At 65.5% G+C, this 19,154-nt stretch carries 12 protein-coding genes and 1 CRISPR repeat array; of the genes, 8 read left to right on the top strand and 4 right to left on the bottom strand.

Annotated features, from left to right (window positions below; translation table 11 throughout):
* Positions 1–47: 47 nt before the first annotated feature.
* Positions 48–5,630: a CRISPR direct-repeat array (repeat unit 29 nt; unit sequence CCGTTCCCCGCGCTCGCGGGGATGAACCG).
* Positions 5,631–5,735: 105 nt separating this feature from the next.
* From ALVIN_RS18190 to ALVIN_RS17505, 3 genes are all read left to right on the top strand, one after another.
* Complete coding sequence (locus ALVIN_RS18190; protein WP_012969870.1) at positions 5,736–6,452, top strand: TonB-dependent receptor plug domain-containing protein; 717 nt, start codon at positions 5,736–5,738, stop codon at positions 6,450–6,452.
* Positions 6,453–6,683: 231 nt separating this feature from the next.
* Complete coding sequence (gene iscB / locus ALVIN_RS03205) at positions 6,684–8,033, top strand: RNA-guided endonuclease IscB (RefSeq protein WP_012969869.1); 1,350 nt, start codon at positions 6,684–6,686, stop codon at positions 8,031–8,033.
* Positions 8,034–8,097: 64 nt separating this feature from the next.
* On the top strand, positions 8,098–8,319 hold the full coding sequence (locus ALVIN_RS17505) for a hypothetical protein (protein WP_012969868.1): 222 nt from the start codon (positions 8,098–8,100) through the stop codon (positions 8,317–8,319).
* Positions 8,320–8,352: 33 nt separating this feature from the next.
* On the opposite strand, the gene ALVIN_RS03195 is transcribed toward ALVIN_RS17505, so the two are convergent.
* Positions 8,353–9,789, bottom strand: coding sequence for a transposase (locus ALVIN_RS03195; RefSeq protein ID WP_012969867.1), 1,437 nt, complete (start codon positions 9,787–9,789; stop codon positions 8,353–8,355).
* A 152-nt stretch (positions 9,790–9,941) separates the two neighbouring features.
* On the opposite strand from ALVIN_RS03195, the gene ALVIN_RS03190 reads away from it, so the two are divergent.
* Together ALVIN_RS03190 and ALVIN_RS03185 are read left to right on the top strand one after the other, a co-directional pair.
* Entirely contained in the window at positions 9,942–10,958 is a 1,017-nt protein-coding gene (locus ALVIN_RS03190) for a TonB-dependent receptor plug domain-containing protein (RefSeq protein WP_043795500.1), read from the top strand.
* On the top strand, positions 10,930–11,169 hold the full coding sequence (locus ALVIN_RS03185; protein ID WP_043795499.1) for a TonB-dependent receptor: 240 nt from the start codon (positions 10,930–10,932) through the stop codon (positions 11,167–11,169). Before ALVIN_RS03190 ends, ALVIN_RS03185 begins: the two co-directional genes overlap by 29 nt.
* 23 nt (positions 11,170–11,192) lie before the next feature.
* Here ALVIN_RS03185 and ALVIN_RS03180 read toward each other — a convergent pair whose 3' ends face one another.
* A complete protein-coding gene (locus ALVIN_RS03180) occupies positions 11,193–11,819 on the bottom strand; it encodes a response regulator transcription factor (protein WP_012969866.1) in 627 nt (208 codons plus the stop codon).
* Between the two features lie 2 nt (positions 11,820–11,821).
* The gene (locus ALVIN_RS03175; RefSeq protein ID WP_012969865.1) at positions 11,822–14,365 is read right to left on the bottom strand and encodes a PAS domain-containing sensor histidine kinase; all 2,544 of its coding nucleotides are present in this window, start codon (positions 14,363–14,365) and stop codon (positions 11,822–11,824) included.
* 162 nt (positions 14,366–14,527) lie between these two features.
* On the opposite strand from ALVIN_RS03175, the gene ALVIN_RS03170 reads away from it, so the two are divergent.
* Positions 14,528–14,977 carry an RDD family protein gene (locus tag ALVIN_RS03170; protein ID WP_012969864.1) on the top strand — a complete coding sequence of 150 codons (450 nt, stop codon included), beginning with the start codon at positions 14,528–14,530 and terminating at the stop codon, positions 14,975–14,977.
* 37 nt (positions 14,978–15,014) lie between these two features.
* On the opposite strand, the gene lptG is transcribed toward ALVIN_RS03170, so the two are convergent.
* Entirely contained in the window at positions 15,015–16,079 is a 1,065-nt protein-coding gene (lptG, locus tag ALVIN_RS03165; RefSeq protein ID WP_012969863.1) for an LPS export ABC transporter permease LptG, read from the bottom strand.
* Positions 16,080–16,195: 116 nt separating this feature from the next.
* Here lptG and ALVIN_RS03160 point away from each other — a divergent pair, with 116 nt between their 5' ends.
* Positions 16,196–17,692 carry a leucyl aminopeptidase gene (locus ALVIN_RS03160; RefSeq protein WP_012969862.1) on the top strand — a complete coding sequence of 499 codons (1,497 nt, stop codon included), beginning with the start codon at positions 16,196–16,198 and terminating at the stop codon, positions 17,690–17,692.
* A gap of 89 nt (positions 17,693–17,781) precedes the next feature.
* Positions 17,782–19,143, top strand: a complete 1,362-nt coding sequence (locus ALVIN_RS03155) for a TrpB-like pyridoxal phosphate-dependent enzyme (protein WP_012969861.1) — start codon at positions 17,782–17,784, stop codon at positions 19,141–19,143.
* Positions 19,144–19,154: the final 11 nt, after the last annotated feature.

The raw sequence follows: 19,154 nt of genomic DNA, 5'->3' as shown, positions 1-19,154 counted from the left end.
TTCTCAGCGTCTGATTTCTTTTTCTAGATCAGGCAAGTATGGGAAGTCCGTTCCCCGCGCTCGCGGGGATGAACCGACAGGTTCCACCACAATTATTGGCAGAACTCCCCGTTCCCCGCGCTCGCGGGGATGAACCGTGCACGCCGAAGAGAGCCGGGGAAAAACACGCCCGTTCCCCGCGCTCGCGGGGATGAACCGTTGATTCGCATGTCCGGGGGCTTGTCGGTAAACCCGTTCCCCGCGCTCGCGGGGATGAACCGCTGACGCGGCCCAATCTACAGACGCCCGCCCCCCGTTCCCCGCGCTCGCGGGGATGAACCGAAAGCCAGGGAAAAACACGCCAAACCTGGGAACCGTTCCCCGCGCTCGCGGGGATGAACCGCGAGCGCTAGTGATGGTGGCTGGATTGTTGGCCCGTTCCCCGCGCTCGCGGGGATGAACCGGGGTGAGGAACTTCTGGCGGTGGTTTGGGGAGCCGTTCCCCGCGCTCGCGGGGATGAACCGATATTTGACGAGATCGATCGCACGCCCGGCGCCCGTTCCCCGCGCTCGCGGGGATGAACCGCCTGGACTAGCCATCGCGGAGCGGCTGACGCTCCGTTCCCCGCGCTCGCGGGGATGAACCGCGGCCTTATACGCTCCCTCGGGATGCTTTTAGCCGTTCCCCGCGCTCGCGGGGATGAACCGTTCAGAGTCCCGAGTCGCCGACATCAGGACAGCCGTTCCCCGCGCTCGCGGGGATGAACCGGTTCATTGGAACACCTACTCAGATAGATACAACCGTTCCCCGCGCTCGCGGGGATGAACCGCACAGCGCCACCAAGAGTCGCTGCGTCCGTACCCGTTCCCCGCGCTCGCGGGGATGAACCGCCGCTTGAGACCCATAAATGCGATGACAGCCGCCGTTCCCCGCGCTCGCGGGGATGAACCGTCTTGGGATCCTGGGGTCGTCGGGGATTCGGTCCGTTCCCCGCGCTCGCGGGGATGAACCGCTCGCCGTCGCGGCTACTGCGGCCTTGCTCCGCCGTTCCCCGCGCTCGCGGGGATGAACCGCTTTATGACTGCGCCGGGCGGGAGGAATGACACCGTTCCCCGCGCTCGCGGGGATGAACCGTGCGTCAGCTCGTCATAGCACAGCAGCGCCACCCCGTTCCCCGCGCTCGCGGGGATGAACCGACGCAGTTCCCGAACGCGCTGCGGTTGCTCGACCGTTCCCCGCGCTCGCGGGGATGAACCGAACGCTTTCGCGCGGGTCGCATCAGCCTTGTTCCGTTCCCCGCGCTCGCGGGGATGAACCGGTGCGCACCATCTCGTCGAGGAACTCGCTGCCCCGTTCCCCGCGCTCGCGGGGATGAACCGTAAACAGTCGGCAGTGAATCGAAAAAATCGCTCCGTTCCCCGCGCTCGCGGGGATGAACCGACGCCCCGTTGGATTCGCCCGAAATGGATTTCCCGTTCCCCGCGCTCGCGGGGATGAACCGCCGCCTAATTTCTTTCGTGCTCTGGACCTTGCCCGTTCCCCGCGCTCGCGGGGATGAACCGTCGGCGAGCGCAGCCAGGACTTGCAGTCCTCGCCGTTCCCCGCGCTCGCGGGGATGAACCGGTGCTGGAGGCAGATGTCTCGCTGCGTGCCGTCCGTTCCCCGCGCTCGCGGGGATGAACCGGTTCTTTAATGATAAAGACAGGATATCAAAGTCCGTTCCCCGCGCTCGCGGGGATGAACCGCATAATGGACTGCGAATTAGAGATATAAGACACCGTTCCCCGCGCTCGCGGGGATGAACCGCGGTTGGCGTCACTCGCATGATTACTCTGATCCCGTTCCCCGCGCTCGCGGGGATGAACCGGTCGATCCCGACGTTTTCCCGATTCCGGTGAACCGTTCCCCGCGCTCGCGGGGATGAACCGGCGACCCGAGCACGCCCAGAGCCGTTCGGCGTCCGTTCCCCGCGCTCGCGGGGATGAACCGGCGACCCGCGCCCCATCATCCGGGGATTCAGCCCGTTCCCCGCGCTCGCGGGGATGAACCGGCCGCCAGGAGCCTCCTGGACGGTCTGGGCGGCCGTTCCCCGCGCTCGCGGGGATGAACCGGTCTATCGCCAGCGTCCGACCGGATCCACGGTCCGTTCCCCGCGCTCGCGGGGATGAACCGGTGAATATGCCTACCCACTAAACCACGAACATCCGTTCCCCGCGCTCGCGGGGATGAACCGCGCGCCCTGATTTTCGCGCTTCCTATACGTGGCCGTTCCCCGCGCTCGCGGGGATGAACCGAAGGATCTGGGTCTCGACGACGAGACCTACCGCCGTTCCCCGCGCTCGCGGGGATGAACCGGTGCTGGAGGCAGATGTCTCGCTGCGTGCCGTCCGTTCCCCGCGCTCGCGGGGATGAACCGGCCATGAGCACCATTAACCCCGGCTCAGAGGTCCGTTCCCCGCGCTCGCGGGGATGAACCTTTATTGAATAGGTATTCGACCGCATCAAATACCCGTTCCCCGCGCTCGCGGGGATGAACCGTGTTATTGGCTCCACTACGTTTGAAGACCCGGCCGTTCCCCGCGCTCGCGGGGATGAACCGAATTTGCAGGATCTGACGACCGACATGGCTGACCGTTCCCCGCGCTCGCGGGGATGAACCGTGTTATTGGCTCCACTACGTTTGAAGACCCGGCCGTTCCCCGCGCTCGCGGGGATGAACCGATCCAGCGGTCGGTATCCGCGCCCTCGTTTGTCCGTTCCCCGCGCTCGCGGGGATGAACCGGCCTTACTCCAGGATCAGGAAGCGCAGGGTGACCGTTCCCCGCGCTCGCGGGGATGAACCGGTATCGAACAGCGCGAACAAGCGCTTTATCGCCCGTTCCCCGCGCTCGCGGGGATGAACCGATCTGCTCAAATGCGGTGTCAAGATCCCGGCTCCGTTCCCCGCGCTCGCGGGGATGAACCGCATGGCTGGACCGGCTGGACGGGCGAAGGCACCCGTTCCCCGCGCTCGCGGGGATGAACCGCCCTGCCCACCGTGATACGCAGGCAGGGCCTCCCGTTCCCCGCGCTCGCGGGGATGAACCGATCTCGTTCTGCCGCGCGAGCTGTAGGGCGTTCCGTTCCCCGCGCTCGCGGGGATGAACCGGCCACAGCCATCGCCAGCCACGAGGAACAGGACCGTTCCCCGCGCTCGCGGGGATGAACCGTTATCCTGTATCAATCCTTCGGCGGGCGGCTGCCGTTCCCCGCGCTCGCGGGGATGAACCGGGTGGGGGAATCGCAGAACCCGAGCAGGTGATCCGTTCCCCGCGCTCGCGGGGATGAACCGTAGGCATACGGCTGCATGGCCAGATCCGGGGCCCGTTCCCCGCGCTCGCGGGGATGAACCGGTCTCAGCCTCCTCTTGCGCCCGATCGCGAATCCGTTCCCCGCGCTCGCGGGGATGAACCGTCCGGCGACACCGTGACCCAATTTCCCGCTCACCGTTCCCCGCGCTCGCGGGGATGAACCGCCCCTGAGACCGCCCAGGCCCAGCAGACGGCTCCGTTCCCCGCGCTCGCGGGGATGAACCGTGGCTGCGCCGTGCGCTGTAATCCATGTCCGGCCGTTCCCCGCGCTCGCGGGGATGAACCGCAGGATGTTAGCGCCCTTCATGGCGATGTAGACCGTTCCCCGCGCTCGCGGGGATGAACCGTGGCCCGCATTCTTGAGCAGGGCCGCGAACAACCGTTCCCCGCGCTCGCGGGGATGAACCGATGCGTCACGAGGCGACCAATGAGCGAGAAAACCGTTCCCCGCGCTCGCGGGGATGAACCGGTCAGATCGATTCAAAAATGAATGAATACCTCCCGTTCCCCGCGCTCGCGGGGATGAACCGCGATTAGTCGTTGACTAGTGGCCTCACAGATACCGTTCCCCGCGCTCGCGGGGATGAACCGAATTGCGCAATCGAATTGCAAACGTAGAGTTGCCGTTCCCCGCGCTCGCGGGGATGAACCGGCGACCAAGACCGGCACCCGCGCACCGCTCGCCCGTTCCCCGCGCTCGCGGGGATGAACCGTAGCGTTCTCGTCTGTGCCGACGGCGCATGACCCGTTCCCCGCGCTCGCGGGGATGAACCGTCGGTGCCTGGCTCCGGAATCGGGCCAGGGCGCCCGTTCCCCGCGCTCGCGGGGATGAACCGCGGGGTCATTCTCCAGGATTAGACGCAGGTTGCCGTTCCCCGCGCTCGCGGGGATGAACCGCACCGGCATTTAGGCCTTGATTTCTGGCTCTTCCGTTCCCCGCGCTCGCGGGGATGAACCGCCTCTTGACCTTATCCCCAAATCCCAGTCCGACCGTTCCCCGCGCTCGCGGGGATGAACCGCTCGATGCCGTTGGAGCCACATCGCGCTATAACCGTTCCCCGCGCTCGCGGGGATGAACCGGCTGTGAGGATACGTCCAAGCCGCGTAAGGGGCCGTTCCCCGCGCTCGCGGGGATGAACCGGCGTCCGGCGTTGCGCGGTGCAAATTGGCGCGCCGTTCCCCGCGCTCGCGGGGATGAACCGTCCGCAGCGGGCCTCAAACCATTCGTCAGACCCCGTTCCCCGCGCTCGCGGGGATGAACCGCTCGACGGCACGCAGATCGGCGGCGTGATGTCCCGTTCCCCGCGCTCGCGGGGATGAACCGGCGCTGGAGGCCGGCTACGGCACCGATGCCGCCCGTTCCCCGCGCTCGCGGGGATGAACCGCGCGCGTATTTGGCCCTGCGCGGCTCTGACCTCCGTTCCCCGCGCTCGCGGGGATGAACCGTAAAATCAGGAATAAAAAACGACGCATCACAGCCGTTCCCCGCGCTCGCGGGGATGAACCGGACGAAATCGCGCATCGTACTATCCTGCCGTCCCGTTCCCCGCGCTCGCGGGGATGAACCGTCCTGCTGGAAGAGGAAGCGCTTGCTGTCGAGCCGTTCCCCGCGCTCGCGGGGATGAACCGGCTATGGTCTATTTCTGATGGGTCTGACAATACCGTTCCCCGCGCTCGCGGGGATGAACCGTGCTTGTTTTACTTAGAAAAGGTGGTGTACACCCGTTCCCCGCGCTCGCGGGGATGAACCGATCACATTCGAGGCGTTCAAGACCGCGCTGAACCGTTCCCCGCGCTCGCGGGGATGAACCGCCCTCTGTTCCAGAATCAGTGACCGCTCTGCACCGTTCCCCGCGCTCGCGGGGATGAACCGACCGCGCTGAATATTCCCGAGTCCAGCACCGACCGTTCCCCGCGCTCGCGGGGATGAACCGCCCCATCGATGTGGAGCCGAGTCCCGCGCCGGCCGTTCCCCGCGCTCGCGGGGATGAACCTTCGGGGTCCGCGTCACGGAGGATCTTGGTTCCCCGTTCCCCGCGCTCGCGGGGATGAACCGTTCCAGATGTGGCCGACCGTGGGCGCTTGGCGCCGTTCCCCGCGCTCGCGGGGATGAACCGGATTTTTCTCGATACATCCTCGGCTGGGTGCGCCGTTCCCCGCGCTCGCGGGGATGAACCGGACACCGAATGGCGCGATCGCGTCGACGCCCACCGTTCCCCGCGCTCGCGGGGATGAACCGATTGGGACCGAAACAAGGCTCATCCAGGAATCCCGTTCCCCGCGCTCGCGGGGACGAGCCGTTCTTATGCGCAGCGATTGCCGATACGCGGAAACTGCTAAGATTGCCTGAGTCCGCTTGGGCCTTGGGGTTCAACTGTCTGGAACGCCTTAGAGCGTAGGTTGCTATGGTTTCGATCCCCTTCAGTATCGACACGTTTGTCGGCCGCTGGCGACGCTCGCTCGCCGTCAGCGCGCTCTGCGCCGGCGTTGCGACCGGCGCCAACCTACGAGCCGCCGATGCCACCCTCACGCCTCAGGAAGACGACCAATCCGATCGACAACAGGCCGAGCTGCTGGCCATCCTGGATGAGGCCACGGAGCTGGCCACCAAAAACCGTATCAATGTCGACTATGTCCCCGGCATCATGACCGTGCTGGATCGCGCCGAGATGCTCGCGCTGGGAGTGCGCACGGTGGCGGATGCCCTGACGCTGATCCCCGGCGTCCTGGTCGAGCGAAACGGGACCGGGGAGATGACGCTGTCGATCAGAGGACAGGGAAACAGTACCGGCACTGTCAAGGTTCTGATCGACTCAGTGTCGATGAACACCAGCGACGGTGCCGTGCTCATATTCGATGAGATGCCGGTCGAACAGGTGGAGCGGATCGAGGTGATTCGCGGACCAGGCTCGGCGCTCTACGGCGAGTTTGCCTTCTCGGGCGTCGTGAACATCGTCACACTGCAACAGGCACGCCGCGTGCATGTGCGTTATGGTGACGCCAATACCACGCAGGTGGGTGGCGTGTATTCACTCGAAGACCCCGAGCGGAGCCTGTCGATGACGGTCAACTACCCCCGCCTGAAGGCGGGGGCTTGTGAGGCGACTCACGAGCCGGGTTGACCAGGGACAGCGGTGAACATCCGCTGCGTTTGCAACAGGTCGTTGAGACCCACTCCGGGATGCTTCCTCAGTCCCGGACCCTGGAAGGTCGGAGTCATGCAGGCGAAAGGCAAAGCGCCGAAGGTTCCGATCGCCGCCGCGAGGCGGGAGCCGGTTGCAGACATTCCCGAGGGGAGCGAGCCGCAAGGCTCCGTCACCAGGCCCGTAAGGGCAGACGTTTGGAACAGACCAATGGCGGTATTCGTACTCGACAAACAGAAACATCCGCTGATGCCGTGCACGGAGAAACGCGCGCGGCTGTTGCTGGAGCGCGGACGCGCGGTGGTGGTGCGTCTGGCCCCCTTCACGATTCGCCTGAAGGATCGGATCGGCGGGGCGCTTCAACCACTGCGCCTGAAGCTCGATCCGGGCAGTCGCGTCACGGGGCTGGCGCTGGTGCGCGAATCCGAGACCTGTGATGCGGACACGGGCGCGGTCGAGCGCCTGGAGCATGGACTGTGGTTCGGGGAACTGGCGCATCGCGGTCAGGCGATCCGGGAGACCCTGGGGCAACGGCGTCACTTGCGCCGGGCGCGTCGGTCTCGCAAGACCCGCTACCGAGCCGCGCGCTTCCTGAATCGCACCCGCCGCACGGGCTGGCTCCCACCCTCGGTACAGCATCGAGTCGAGAGCACCGTCAACTGGGTGAAGCGTCTGCGGCGGCTGGCGCCGATCACCGCCCTCAGTCAGGAATTGGTGCGGTTCGACACCCAAGCCCTGCAGAACCCGGAGATCAGCGGGGTCGAATATCAGCAGGGCGAACTGGCCGGTTACGAAGTGCGCGAATATCTGCTAGAGAAGTGGCACCGCACCTGTGCCTATTGCAGCGCAACGGGCGTACCGCTGGAGATCGAGCACATCGTGCCGCGCTCGCGTGGCGGCTCGGACCGGGTCTCGAATCTGACGCTCGCCTGCCGAGCCTGCAATCAGCGCAAGGGGAACCAGTCCATCGAGGACTTTCTGAAACGCCAACCGGCGCTCCTGCGCCAGATCCAGGCGCAGGCCCAAGCGCCGCTCCAGGACGCCGCCGCCGTCAATGCCACGCGCTGGGCGCTGTTCGCGGCCCTGAAAGCTCAGGGGCTTCCCGTCGAGACCGGCTCCGGCGGACGGACCAAGTTCAACCGCTCCCGCTTGAACCTCCCCAAGACCCACGCCTTGGATGCCAGCTGTGTTGGCGCCGTCGATCAGGTGCGCGACTGGAACCGCCCGGTCCTGGCCATCCGGGCCACCGGACGTGGCACCTACAGTCGCACGCGTCTCGATCGCTTCGGCTTTCCGCGCGGCTACCTCATCCGTGAAAAGCGCGTCCACGGCTTCCAGACCGGCGATTGGGTGCGTGCCGAAGTGCCCGCCGGGAAGAGGGCCGGCGTGCATGTCGGGCGCGTGGCGGTGCGCCGAACCGGAGCGTTCAACATTCAGACCCAGGACGCCACCGTTCAGGGGATTTCCTATCGCCATTGCCGCGTCCTTCAACGCGCTGACGGCTATGGTTACGCCTTTCAATCTAAACCAGACGCGGAGAAGGCGAGACGGGCGGCCTAGCCGCGCTACGCGCGGTGCGCTATCCCTCCCCGCCCTGAAGGACGGGGTTTCTCGCGCAAGACTGATGAATCTGGCCGGCTGGGACAGCCACGGCCTTGGCATCGAGGCCGGACCCGACAGTCTGTATCCGCTCGGTCTCGGCGCCTTCTCGAACGCACCCGGAACCGTCGATGACGGACAGAGCTATCGTTTCGGCCAACTGCGCTTCAACGCGGGCGACTTTTCCTTACTGGCCCAATATCACTGGATTTTGGACAAAAACACGCTCCTTCCCGACGCCCAGTAGGCTTTCTTGAAACGTGTCGTGGTATGCATCCGATCAAGCCGTCGCGGTGAGCCTCGGTTGGCGCTTGAAGACGATCGGGAGTCGTGCCCGTCTCTGGCCTGGCGTCCCTGTGACCCGGCCTGGGGAGATACCCCGGCGTTTGGTGGCGCGGGCCGGTGTGCCGATCTGACGAATAAGGCGTGCGAAGTCGCGCTGCACACGCGCGGGTGAGAGGCGGGTGTCGGCGAGCGGTTTGGGGAGGAAACGCTCCCAAGGTCTGGGCAGATCGCTGGCCAGCGGGGCGGCGAGCCATAACTGGACATAGGCCAGGCAGACGAGCGGCCACCAGTGCTCTTCGTGGGTGAGGTCGGGGGTTTGAAAGCGATCGAGGAGCAGGGGGTGTTTGCCGAAGCGGAAGAAGTGCTCCAGATCGAAGCGTTGGCGGTAGGCCTGTTCAATCTGTTGCAGGGACAGTTCGGCGCGGCGTTGGCCCATCACGATCAGCCAGAGTGGGCGCTTGAAGAGCGCGCGCCCGGTCTGGGCGTCGAAGACACGGCAACGGACCACATCGAAGGGGTGGTCCTGCATCGGGCTGTCACGATGTCCGCGCATCAACAGGTCGTCCCAGCGCTCCAGTGTGAGGCGAATGGCCCGTCCGGAGGCGGTCTGATCAGGCCATTCGGCGCTCTGGCAGGGACTCCCCCAGGTCTCGGGGTCGGCGAGGCGAAAGGCCTCGCCATACCAGATCGGATGCCCGCACGCGCCGTCGGTGGCGGGCGGGGCGCGAGAGTAGACGCGGTTGCCGGCGCTACGGGCGATGACGACATGATTGGAGAAGGCACTGAGCGCATGCAGATACGCCGCGTGGCTGTAGTGGGAGTCGGCCACCTGCACGCTCAACGCCGTCGCATAGGGTTGGGCGGGATCGGCCAGCACAGCGGCCATCTGTGAGGCCGCCACGGCGGTGGCGGTGGTGTTGCTGGCCACGCGCCGCGCCTGGAGCGGTACGACCCACGGAGGATGGCAGCGGGAGCGTTCCGGCAAGGCGGCCACCACCGAATAGTGATGCCCAACAGCGATCGGTTTGTTGCCCGGAGCCGGATTGGGCTGGTAGACCACCCCACGATCGGCCAAGGTCGCGGCGAACGGGCGTGGATTCGGCGTGGTGTCCACCCCCAACAGCCAGAATGGACGCGCTGGCGAAGGCGCCGGAATCTGTTCAGACACCAAGGCCGACAACCCCGTCGACGGGGACGGATCGCGCGCCGTCGGCTCCGGCGTGAACGCCTCGATCGCGGCGTAGAGGCTGGTGTAATCGCGCTCGAAGGCCGGGTTCAAACTCAGCTCGACCACCGAACGCGCCTGAGTGTTGGCGCACAGGCTATCGAGTAGATTGAGGCTGGCGTCACGGCGCGCGCCAAGGTGCTCGTAGAGGCGTTGACGGAAATGCTGGAGCGATTCCAGGCTATCTTTCAACATGGAAGTGGTCATCGTTCGCTCTCCTCTGCAGGGGACTTGTCTACTCCAACTGTATGTGAGCGAACGATTTTTGCTGGCTGGCAGGATGCTTTGTCCAAAGTCCAAAATATCAGACGACGCAAAAAGACCCCTTCTTCGGCGCGATCGATATCTTGCCCGGTCCCATGCAATGGGGAGACGAAGGAATCGCACAGACGAAGTCGGTCATTCAGGCCGGCTATGCGTTCTCGTTGAGCGATCAATCGCGTGCCGAGTTGAAGGTGCATTGGCATGAGGGTTGGCTGGATTCCGATCAGCGCCTGGCTCCGGCCGGTTTGCCGGCTCTGGGCATCGGTGCCATCATGCCGGAGGATTCGCGCCAAAAGCTCCATACCCATTCGAACCGCATCCAGCTGGACGCCGCGCTCGATTGGGAGGGCTGGACGGATCACCGGATGCGCTTCGAAGTCAGTGTCGCCGAAGACAAAATGCTCGATGCCTGGTGGGCTTTCAATATAGACCTGCTCACCCTGGAACCGCTGCCGTTCATGCGCCGTTACTCAGGCGAACTCGGCTTCATCGACCCGGAGGCGTCGCGCACCATCCGGAGTGTCGTTTTCCAGGATCAATGGTCTGCCCGCCCCGATCTCGACCTGACCCTGGGCGTGCGCTATGACGCCTATAGCGACGTGGGCGACAATGTCTCCCCCCGTCTGGCCGCCGTCTGGCGCGTAACGGATCAGCATGTGCTCAAGGCGCAAGTCGCGAGCGCCTTTTTCCCGCCCTCCCTGCTCCAGCGCCATATCCAGAGTTTTCTGCCTGTGATCGAGACGGCTCGCGATCCGGAAACCACCCGCACGGCGGAACTCGCCTACATCTTCCGGCGTGCCGATACGGTCGGGCGCGCTTCGGCCTACTACTCCAGGCTGTACGACCTGATCACCGCGAGCGGAAGCAGCTGGGTGAACCTCGGCGAAGCGCGCACGCAAGGCGTCGAGCTCGAGTGGCTACAAGCGTTTGGACGCCGGTTCAAGCTGCAAGCCAACCTGAGCTACGCCGACACCCTGAATTACGAGACCGGCGGACCGATTCCGGGGGCCGCGAACTGGCTGGGCAACCTGAGCCTGTTCTATTACCTGGCTCCTGACGTGTTGCTGGCCGGACGCTGGAATCATGTCGGGGACCGCGCGCGCGAGCGATGACTCCCGAAGCGATCTGGCCGGCTACGACACTGTGACGCTCACGCTCAGCTGGTTCAACGTCGGCGCCCAGGGGCTAGATCTGCGCCTCGGGTTGACCAATCTGCTGGGCGAGACGGTCCGATCGCCCGCGCCGGCGCTGACCTACGACGAGGACTACCCGCTGGTGGACGAGCGCACCCTGTGGGTGCAGCTCTCGTATGCGCTACCCTAACCGATCGCGCGCCGGCCCGGCACTCAGACCAACGCCTCAGGCGCGGCGATCAGCGCCATGCGCACCAGCTCGGCCAGCGACTCGGCGCGCATCTTCTCCATCACCCGCGCGCGATGCGCCTCGACCGTCTTGGCGCTCACCCCGAGCGCGGCGGCGATCTCCTTGTTCGACTTGCCGTCCGTGACCATGGCCATGACCTCGTGCTCGCGCGGCGTCAGCTCGGCCAGACGCATGGCGATGTCGGCACGCGCCAGACGATTGGCCCGCGTCTTCTGATCATGGTCGAGCGCGTTGCGGAGGCTGCGCAACAGATCCTCGTCATGGAAGGGCTTTTCGATGAAGTCCATGGCTCCGGCTTTCATGGCGCGCACCGCCATGGCCACGTCGCCATGCCCGGTGATGAGGATGACCGGGATCCGGAACCCCTCGCGCGCCAGATAGGCTTGCAGCTCCAGACCGCTCATGCCCGGCATGCGCACGTCCAGCAGCAGGCAGCCGGCACGGCCGGGATAATAGTCGGCCAGGAAGGCATCGGCCGAGTCATAGGTCTTGACCGACATCCCGGTCGACTCGATCAGCCATTGCAGCGAGGTGCGCATGGCCTGGTCGTCGTCGACGATGAATACAATGGCGTTGGCTTCGGCAGTCATGTTCAATCAATGGGTTCCAGCACGTTCGCCCGCGTGCCCGCGCCCTCCTGGACGGGTAGCGCAAGCGGCAGGCGCAGATGAAAGGTCGAGCCATGCCCCAGCACGGACTCGGCCCAGATACGTCCCTCGTGATTCTCGACGATGGTCTGGCTGATGGCCAGCCCCATCCCCATGCCGCCCTCCTTGGTGGTGACGAAGGGGTCGAAGAGACGCTTCAGGTGCTCGGGTTCGATCCCAGGCCCGCTGTCGGCGACAGCCACCTGCGCCCAGTCGTCTTCCAGCTCGGTGCAAATCCGGAGCCGACGCTCGGACTCAGGCCGCTCCTCCAGCGCATCGAGCGCGTTGCCGACCAGATTGAGCAGCACCTGCTCGACCTGGACCAGATCGACACAGACCGGAATCGCCTCGGCACTCAACTCCAGCTCGATCGCGACCCCGACCCGGCTGGTCTCGAACTCCAGGAAGGAGCACACCTCACGCACCAGATGGTTGAGATCGGCCTCGGCGCGCGCCGGCGGCTGCTTGCCGACCAGGGCGCGCAGACGCTTGATGATCTCGCTGGCACGCTTGGCCTGAGCGGTGATCTGGTTCATGGCCCCGACCAGTTCCTCGGGCTGTCCCTGGCCGCCCTGCAACCGCCGCACACAACCGTTGGCATAGTTGACGATCGCCGAGAGCGGCTGGTTGAGCTCGTGCGCCATGCCGGTGGCCACTTCGCCCATGGTGCTCAGCCGACAGACATGGACCAGTTCGGCCTGATGCTGACGCGACTCCTGCTCGGCGCGGCGCACGGCCGTGATGTCGCGCGCATAGAGGTTGACATACCCGAGATCGCGGATCGGCGCCAGCAACAGTGAATAGACCTGCCCGCCGGCCTCCAGTTCGCGCTCCAGCGGCTGGGCGGTCTCCAGGGCAGCGGCGACCGCCGTGCCCCAGTCCTCGGGCAACGGCTCGCCCGGATCGGCGTTCCAGGCGCGCAACAGCGGACGGCTGGCATTGTTGGCATAGACGATCAGCCCGGCGGCGTTGACGCGCAGGATCGGATGCGGACTCTCGCTGGCGAAGCGGGCCAGACTCTTGATCTCCTGCTCGGCCTGCTTGCGGCTGCTGATATCGTGGATGTAGAGGGTGAAGAACCGCTCGCCGACCCGCTCGATGGGCGCGATCGAGATCTCGACCGGAATCTCGGCGCCATCGGCGTGCAACGCGATCAACTCACCCCGCCCGAGCGGTTCGCGATGACGATGGCGCGAGCGATCGAGCAGCCGCTTGAACGCCGGTCGGGCGACATCGGGCAGGAAGCGCTCGACGAAGACCGCGCCGAGCGCAAAGGGCCGCCCGACCCCGAACAGCCGCTCGGCGGCCGGATTGTATTCGATCACCCGCCCGCTGTGATCGAGGGTGACGATGGCGTCGAGCGACGCCTCCATCATGGCCGCCTTGAGCGCCTCGCTCTCGCGCATCGCCGCCTGATGGCGCCGGCTCATCTCCTCACGCGCCTTGAGCACCAGCTGAGTGAAGTGCTGGATCCAGTCCTCCAGCAGCACCAGCTGATTGCCGCCACGCTGAAAACCGGGTTCCGGGATGCCGAGCGCGCGCTGCGAAAAGCGAGTCATGCGCTTGAGCACCTTGTTCAGGCGCGATGAGACCAGATAGATCAGCCCCGTGAACACGATCACGAACACGGCGGCGGCATAGAAACGCTGACGGCGCTCGAAGATGCGCACATGCCGTGACATCCGTTCCACGCGCGACTGGGGCACGAAGGTGGCGAACAGCAGATTGGAGTCCGAACCCTCGTATTCGGGCAGCGACTGCGAGGTGATGACATGGGTCGCGCTCCAGTCGCTCAGGAACGAGTCGATGGGGATGAGGCTCGGATCGAGACTGGCCAGGATGCGTTGCTCGTCGCTGTCGACCAGGGCCACCGAGGCGCGCCCGACATCGACGCCGCGTTGCGAGGCCGCCAGGAAGGTCGCGTCGACCGGCACCAGGACCAGCAGATAGCCCATGTGATAACCGCCGGCATCCTCGGCCGCATCGCTCGTGATCAGATAGAGCCGCTCGCCGAGACGGTCGATCACGGTACGGATGTCGTGACGGTCGAGCAACTGGGTCGGTACCTGGATGGCCATCTCCGCCGGTACGGGGTCCGAACCCGCTTGGAAGATCTCGCGCACGCGCCCATGAGGATCGGTCAAGAGCACATGACTGGGCGGCGCGAGTGCATCGCGCTCGAAGAAGTCAGGCAGCCACTGCGGACGAAAGTCCTTATAGATGACCGGATCGATCGCCTCGTCGTCGGACCAGAACAGGGGTTCGAGATATTCCGAGAGCTTGCGGTAGTTGGCCAGCAATCGGGTCGTGGCGCCGTAGCTGGACAGATAGCGATCGAAGCGGATCAGGCTCTCTCTCGCGCGCAAGTCGAGCTGAATCTGGAGCTCCTGGTCGAAGATCTTGTCGACCTGACGTGTCTGAATCTGATCGAGCACGGTCCAGATGGCGATTCCGGTCGCCAAACCGACGACGATTGCGATCCAGGGCATCGGTACCCGTCGCAAAAGCCTGAAGAGAAATGGTTTAATACTCATCTTTGAACCGCGTCGCGGGTGGCGTGCGTCAGACGCTGTCCGGGCGCGGTTCGATCAGCCCTGGCGGTCTCATCCGAGGCCAATTCACTCAAACCTTGTGGACCAACACTGAAGACCATGTCATTCGACCTCTCGAAAGCTCAGAAGCCTTCTATTTTCCGCCGTATCGGCGCTTTCCTCTATGACGTGCTGCTGCTCATCGCCGTATTGATGGTCGCCGTCGGCCTCGTCGTCGTCCCCTATGGCGTCATCACGGGTGAAGAGTTGCACAAGCACTACCTGCTGTTGGAGCAGCTCTATCTGCTGCTGGTCACCGGCGCGTTCTATGTCTATTTCTGGACCCACGGCGGTCAGACGCTGGGCATGAAGGCGTGGCGCCTCCAGGTCGTGGCGCAGGATGGCGAGGCGGTCGGTGTCAATGCCGCCGTCAAGCGCTTCGTCTGGTCGATCCTGAGCCTGATCCCGGCGGGCCTGGGACTGTGGTGGAGCCTGTTCAACCGTCAGGGCCTGGCCTGGCACGACAGCCGGTCCAATACCCGCGTCGTGCTGCTGCCGAAGAGCGCCTGAGTTCGCGTGCCGTAGGGGACGCACGACGTGCCCTACGTCAGCCCACCCGCCTGAGCAGGAGCATGGCCGCGCCGATGAAGAGCACGGGCGGGGCGATGGCGGCCAGGAAGGCGTTCATCCCGAACAGCAGCGCCAGATAGGCGAAGGTGCGGCTGACCAGATAGTAGACCAGACCGACCAGGATGCCGGCCAGCATCCGCCGGCCCATCCCGGTGCTGCGCGAGGAACCGAGCAGCATCGGGATGGCGATCAGGATCATCGACAGCGTCAGCACCGGATGCAGCACCTTGCTCCAGAAGGCGATCTCGTAGGCGCTGGCATCCTGCTTGTTGACCGACATGAAGCGGATGTACTTGTAGAGTCCCCACACCGGCAACGCGCGCGGGTCGGCCACCACCACCTTGAGCAGACCCGGATCGAGCATCGAATCCCACTCGGCGTGCTCGACGCGCTCGACCTGCACGCCTTCGCCATCGACACGGCTGAGGGCGATCCCCTCCAGCACCCAGCGCCCATCTTCGTAGCGCGCGCCCTCGGCGTGACTCGCTTCCAGTGTGCCGGCGGCGGCATCCACCCGATAGATGTCGATGTCACGCAGACTGGTCCCGGAGCGGATCTCGCGGATGTTGACATAGGCGCCATCGTCGATGGCCCAGAAGCCATAGGGCGTCAGTTGCGCCGCCTCGCCCGAGAGCGCCAGACGCCGCAGTTCGACGGCACGCTGTTCGGCGATGGGCGCGACCAGTTCGCCGAGCACCACGGCGATAGTCGCCAGCACCAGCCCGCCGAGCAGGGCCGCGCGCACCAGACGCCCGACCGAGATTCCGGCCGCGCGCATGGCGACCAGCTCCGAGCGGCTGGCCAGTGTGCCCAGGCCGATGAGCGCGCCGATCAGGGTCGCGATCGGAAAGAGTTGATAGAGATAGCGCGGCAGGCTCAGGAGCGTGAACAGCATGGCCTCGGCCAGACCGTAGCGCTCGGTGCCGATGGCGTCGAGTTCGTCCGACAGGATGAAGACGCCCATCAGCGGCAGCAGTCCGGCGAGCGTCAGCAGCGTGCCGCTCATCACCGCCCAGGCCAGATAACGATCCAGAATCCGCATGAAATCCTGTCCAGGTTGATTGTTTCGGGCGGCATTGCATACCACGACCGGCGCGACTTGGCTATTTTCTGTAAACTTCGGGCTTTCGCCTCGCGACCGATCCTCAGGAGCCGATGATGGAGTTCAAGATCAAGACCGGCGCTCTCGCCACCCACAAGACCCCCTGTCTGGTACTCGGGATCTTCGAGAAACGCAAGCTCTCAGGGCCGGCCGAGCGGATCGACGAGGCCAGCGACGGTCATCTGAGCCGGCTGCTCAAGAAGGGCGACATCGAGGGCGAGGCCGGCCAGACGCTGATGCTCTACGACCTGCCCGGCGTGACCGCCGAGCGCGTGCTCCTGATCGGGCTGGGCAAGAAGAAAGACTTCACCCGCGCCAACTATCGCAAGGCGCTGGCGGCGGCCACCACCCTGCTGCAACAGAGCGGCGCCGGCGAGGCGACCCTGGCTCTCCCGGAGACCCTGCCGAATACGCTCGATCTCTACACCAGCGTGCGCGATGCCGTGGTGACGGTCGAGGACAAAGTCTACCGTTACAGCCGCACCAAGGACGACACGCGCGCGCCCAAGACCCCGCTCAAGCGCCTGAACCTCTGGATCGGCAAGAAGTCCGAAGCCGCCCAGGCCGAGCGCGCCGCGCATCATGGTCAGGCGATGGCCGAGGGCATCCGGCTGGCGCGCGAACTCGGCAACCTGCCCGGCAACCTCTGCACCCCGAGCTATCTGGCCGATCAGGCCCGCGCGCTCGGTGAGCAGTATCCCAAGCTCGAGGTCGAGGTGCTGGAAGAAGACCAGATGGCCGAGCTGGGCATGGGCGCCCTGCTCTCGGTCTCGCGCGGCAGCCGTCAGCCGGCCAAGCTGATCGTCATGCACTATCGCGGCGCGTCCAAAGAGACCAAACCGCTGGTGCTGGTCGGCAAGGGACTGACCTTCGATGCAGGCGGCATCTCGCTCAAGCCTGCCGCCGAAATGGACGAGATGAAGTACGACATGGCCGGCGGCGCGGCGGTCATCGGCGCCCTGCGCGCCGCCTGCGAGCTGGAGCTGCCCATCCATCTGATCGGCGTGGTGCCGGCTTCCGAGAACCTGCCCGACGGCGCGGCCAACAAGCCGGGCGACATCGTCACCAGTCTCTCGGGCCAGACCATCGAGATCCTCAACACCGACGCCGAGGGGCGGCTCATCCTCTGTGATGCCCTGACCTATTGCGAGCGCTTCGACCCCGAGATCGTCGTCGATCTGGCGACCCTGACCGGCGCCTGCGTGGTCGCGCTCGGCAAGCATCCGGCCGGACTCTTCACCACCGACGACCGGCTCGCCGCCGAACTCCTGGCCGCCGGCGAGGCGGCGGGCGATCGCGCCTGGCGTCTGCCGCTGTGGGACGAGTATCAGAGCCAGCTCGACAGCAATTTCGCCGACATGGCCAATGTCGGCGGACGCGACGGCGGGGCCATCACCGCCGCCTGCTTCCTCGCGCGCTTCACCAAGAAATATCGGTGGGCGCATCTGGACATCGCCGGTATCACCTGGTTGACCGGCAAGGAGAAGGGTGGCACCGGACGCCCGGTGGCGCTGCTCACGCACTGGTTGCTGGAGCGCGCCGGACAAGGCTAGCCCCTGGCAGACTGGCCATCGTCGACCCTGACCGGCGGCCCTGTTGACCGCCGGCCGTCATCGCAACTCATCTGAGACGACCCGATCGCATGAACGACACCGTCAAATATCTGCTCGACGAGCAGCACCTGCCCCGCTTCTGGTACAACATCAACGCCGATCTGCCCAAGCCGCTCGATCCGGTGCTGCATCCGGGCACCCAGCAGCCGATCTCGCCCGAGGAGCTGGAAGTCATCTTCCCGCGCGGCGTCATCGAGCAGGAGATGAGCACCGAGCGCGAGATCGAGATTCCGGAGCCGGTGCGCGAGGTCTGGCGTCAGTGGCGTCCATCCCCGCTCTATCGCGCGCGCCGTCTGGAGCAGGCGCTCAAGACCCCGGCCAAGATCTTCTACAAATACGAGGGCGTCAGCCCCTCCGGCAGCCACAAGGCCAATTCGGCCATCGCTCAGGCGTTCTACAACAAGGTCGAGGGTGTCAAGCGCATCACCACCGAGACCGGCGCCGGTCAGTGGGGTTCGTCGCTCTCGCTCGCCGGCTCCATGTTCGGGATCGAGATCCTGGTCTACATGGTCAAGGTCAGCTACAACCAGAAGCCCTATCGGCGCGCCTTCATGGAGGCCTTTGGCGCCCAGTGCATCGCCAGCCCCAGTAACACCACCGAGTCCGGTCGCGCCGTGCTCGCCGAGCATCCGGACAGCACCGGCAGTCTGGGCATCGCCATCAGCGAGGCGGTGGAGCTGGCCGCGCAGCGCGAAGACACCAAATACGCCCTCGGCAGCGTGCTCAACCATGTGCTCCTGCACCAGACCGTGATCGGTCTGGAGGCCATGAAGCAACTGGAGATGGCCGACGCCTATCCGGACATGGTCATCGGCTGCACCGGCGGCGGCAGCAACTTCGCCGGCATCGCCTTCCCCTTCCTCGGCGAGCAGCTGCGCGGCGGGCGTCAGGTCGAGTGCATCGCGGTCGAACCATCGGCCTGTCCGACGCTCACCAAGGGACGCTTCGCCTACGACTTCGGCGACACGGCGCATCTCACCCCGCTGTGCAAGATGTTCACGCTGGGATCGAGCTTCGTGCCGCCCGGTTTCCACGCCGGCGGCCTGCGCTATCACGGCATGGCCCCGCAGGTCAGTCATCTGGCTGAACTCGGCCTCATCGCGCCGCGCTCCTACAACCAGCTCGAATGCTTCGCCGCCGGTCTCCAGTTCGCCAAGGCCGAGGGCATCATCCCGGCGCCCGAGGCCAACCACGCAGTGCGCGCGGCCATCCATGAGGCCGAGAAGTGCCGCGAGACCGGCGAGGCCAAGACCATCCTGTTCAACCTCAGCGGTCACGGCAACTTCGACATGCAGGCCTATACCGACTATCTGGGCGGCAAGCTCAAGGATCTGGACTATGCCGAGAACGAGGTCGCCATGGCGCTCGCCGGATTGCCGTCGATCGGCTGAGTGAAGTCCGG

The organism is Allochromatium vinosum DSM 180 (assembly GCF_000025485.1).
Lineage (GTDB): Bacteria > Pseudomonadota > Gammaproteobacteria > Chromatiales > Chromatiaceae > Thermochromatium > Thermochromatium vinosum.
The sequence above is the reverse complement of the archived record's forward strand: the minus strand, read 5'-3'. Positions and strand labels throughout refer to the sequence as shown.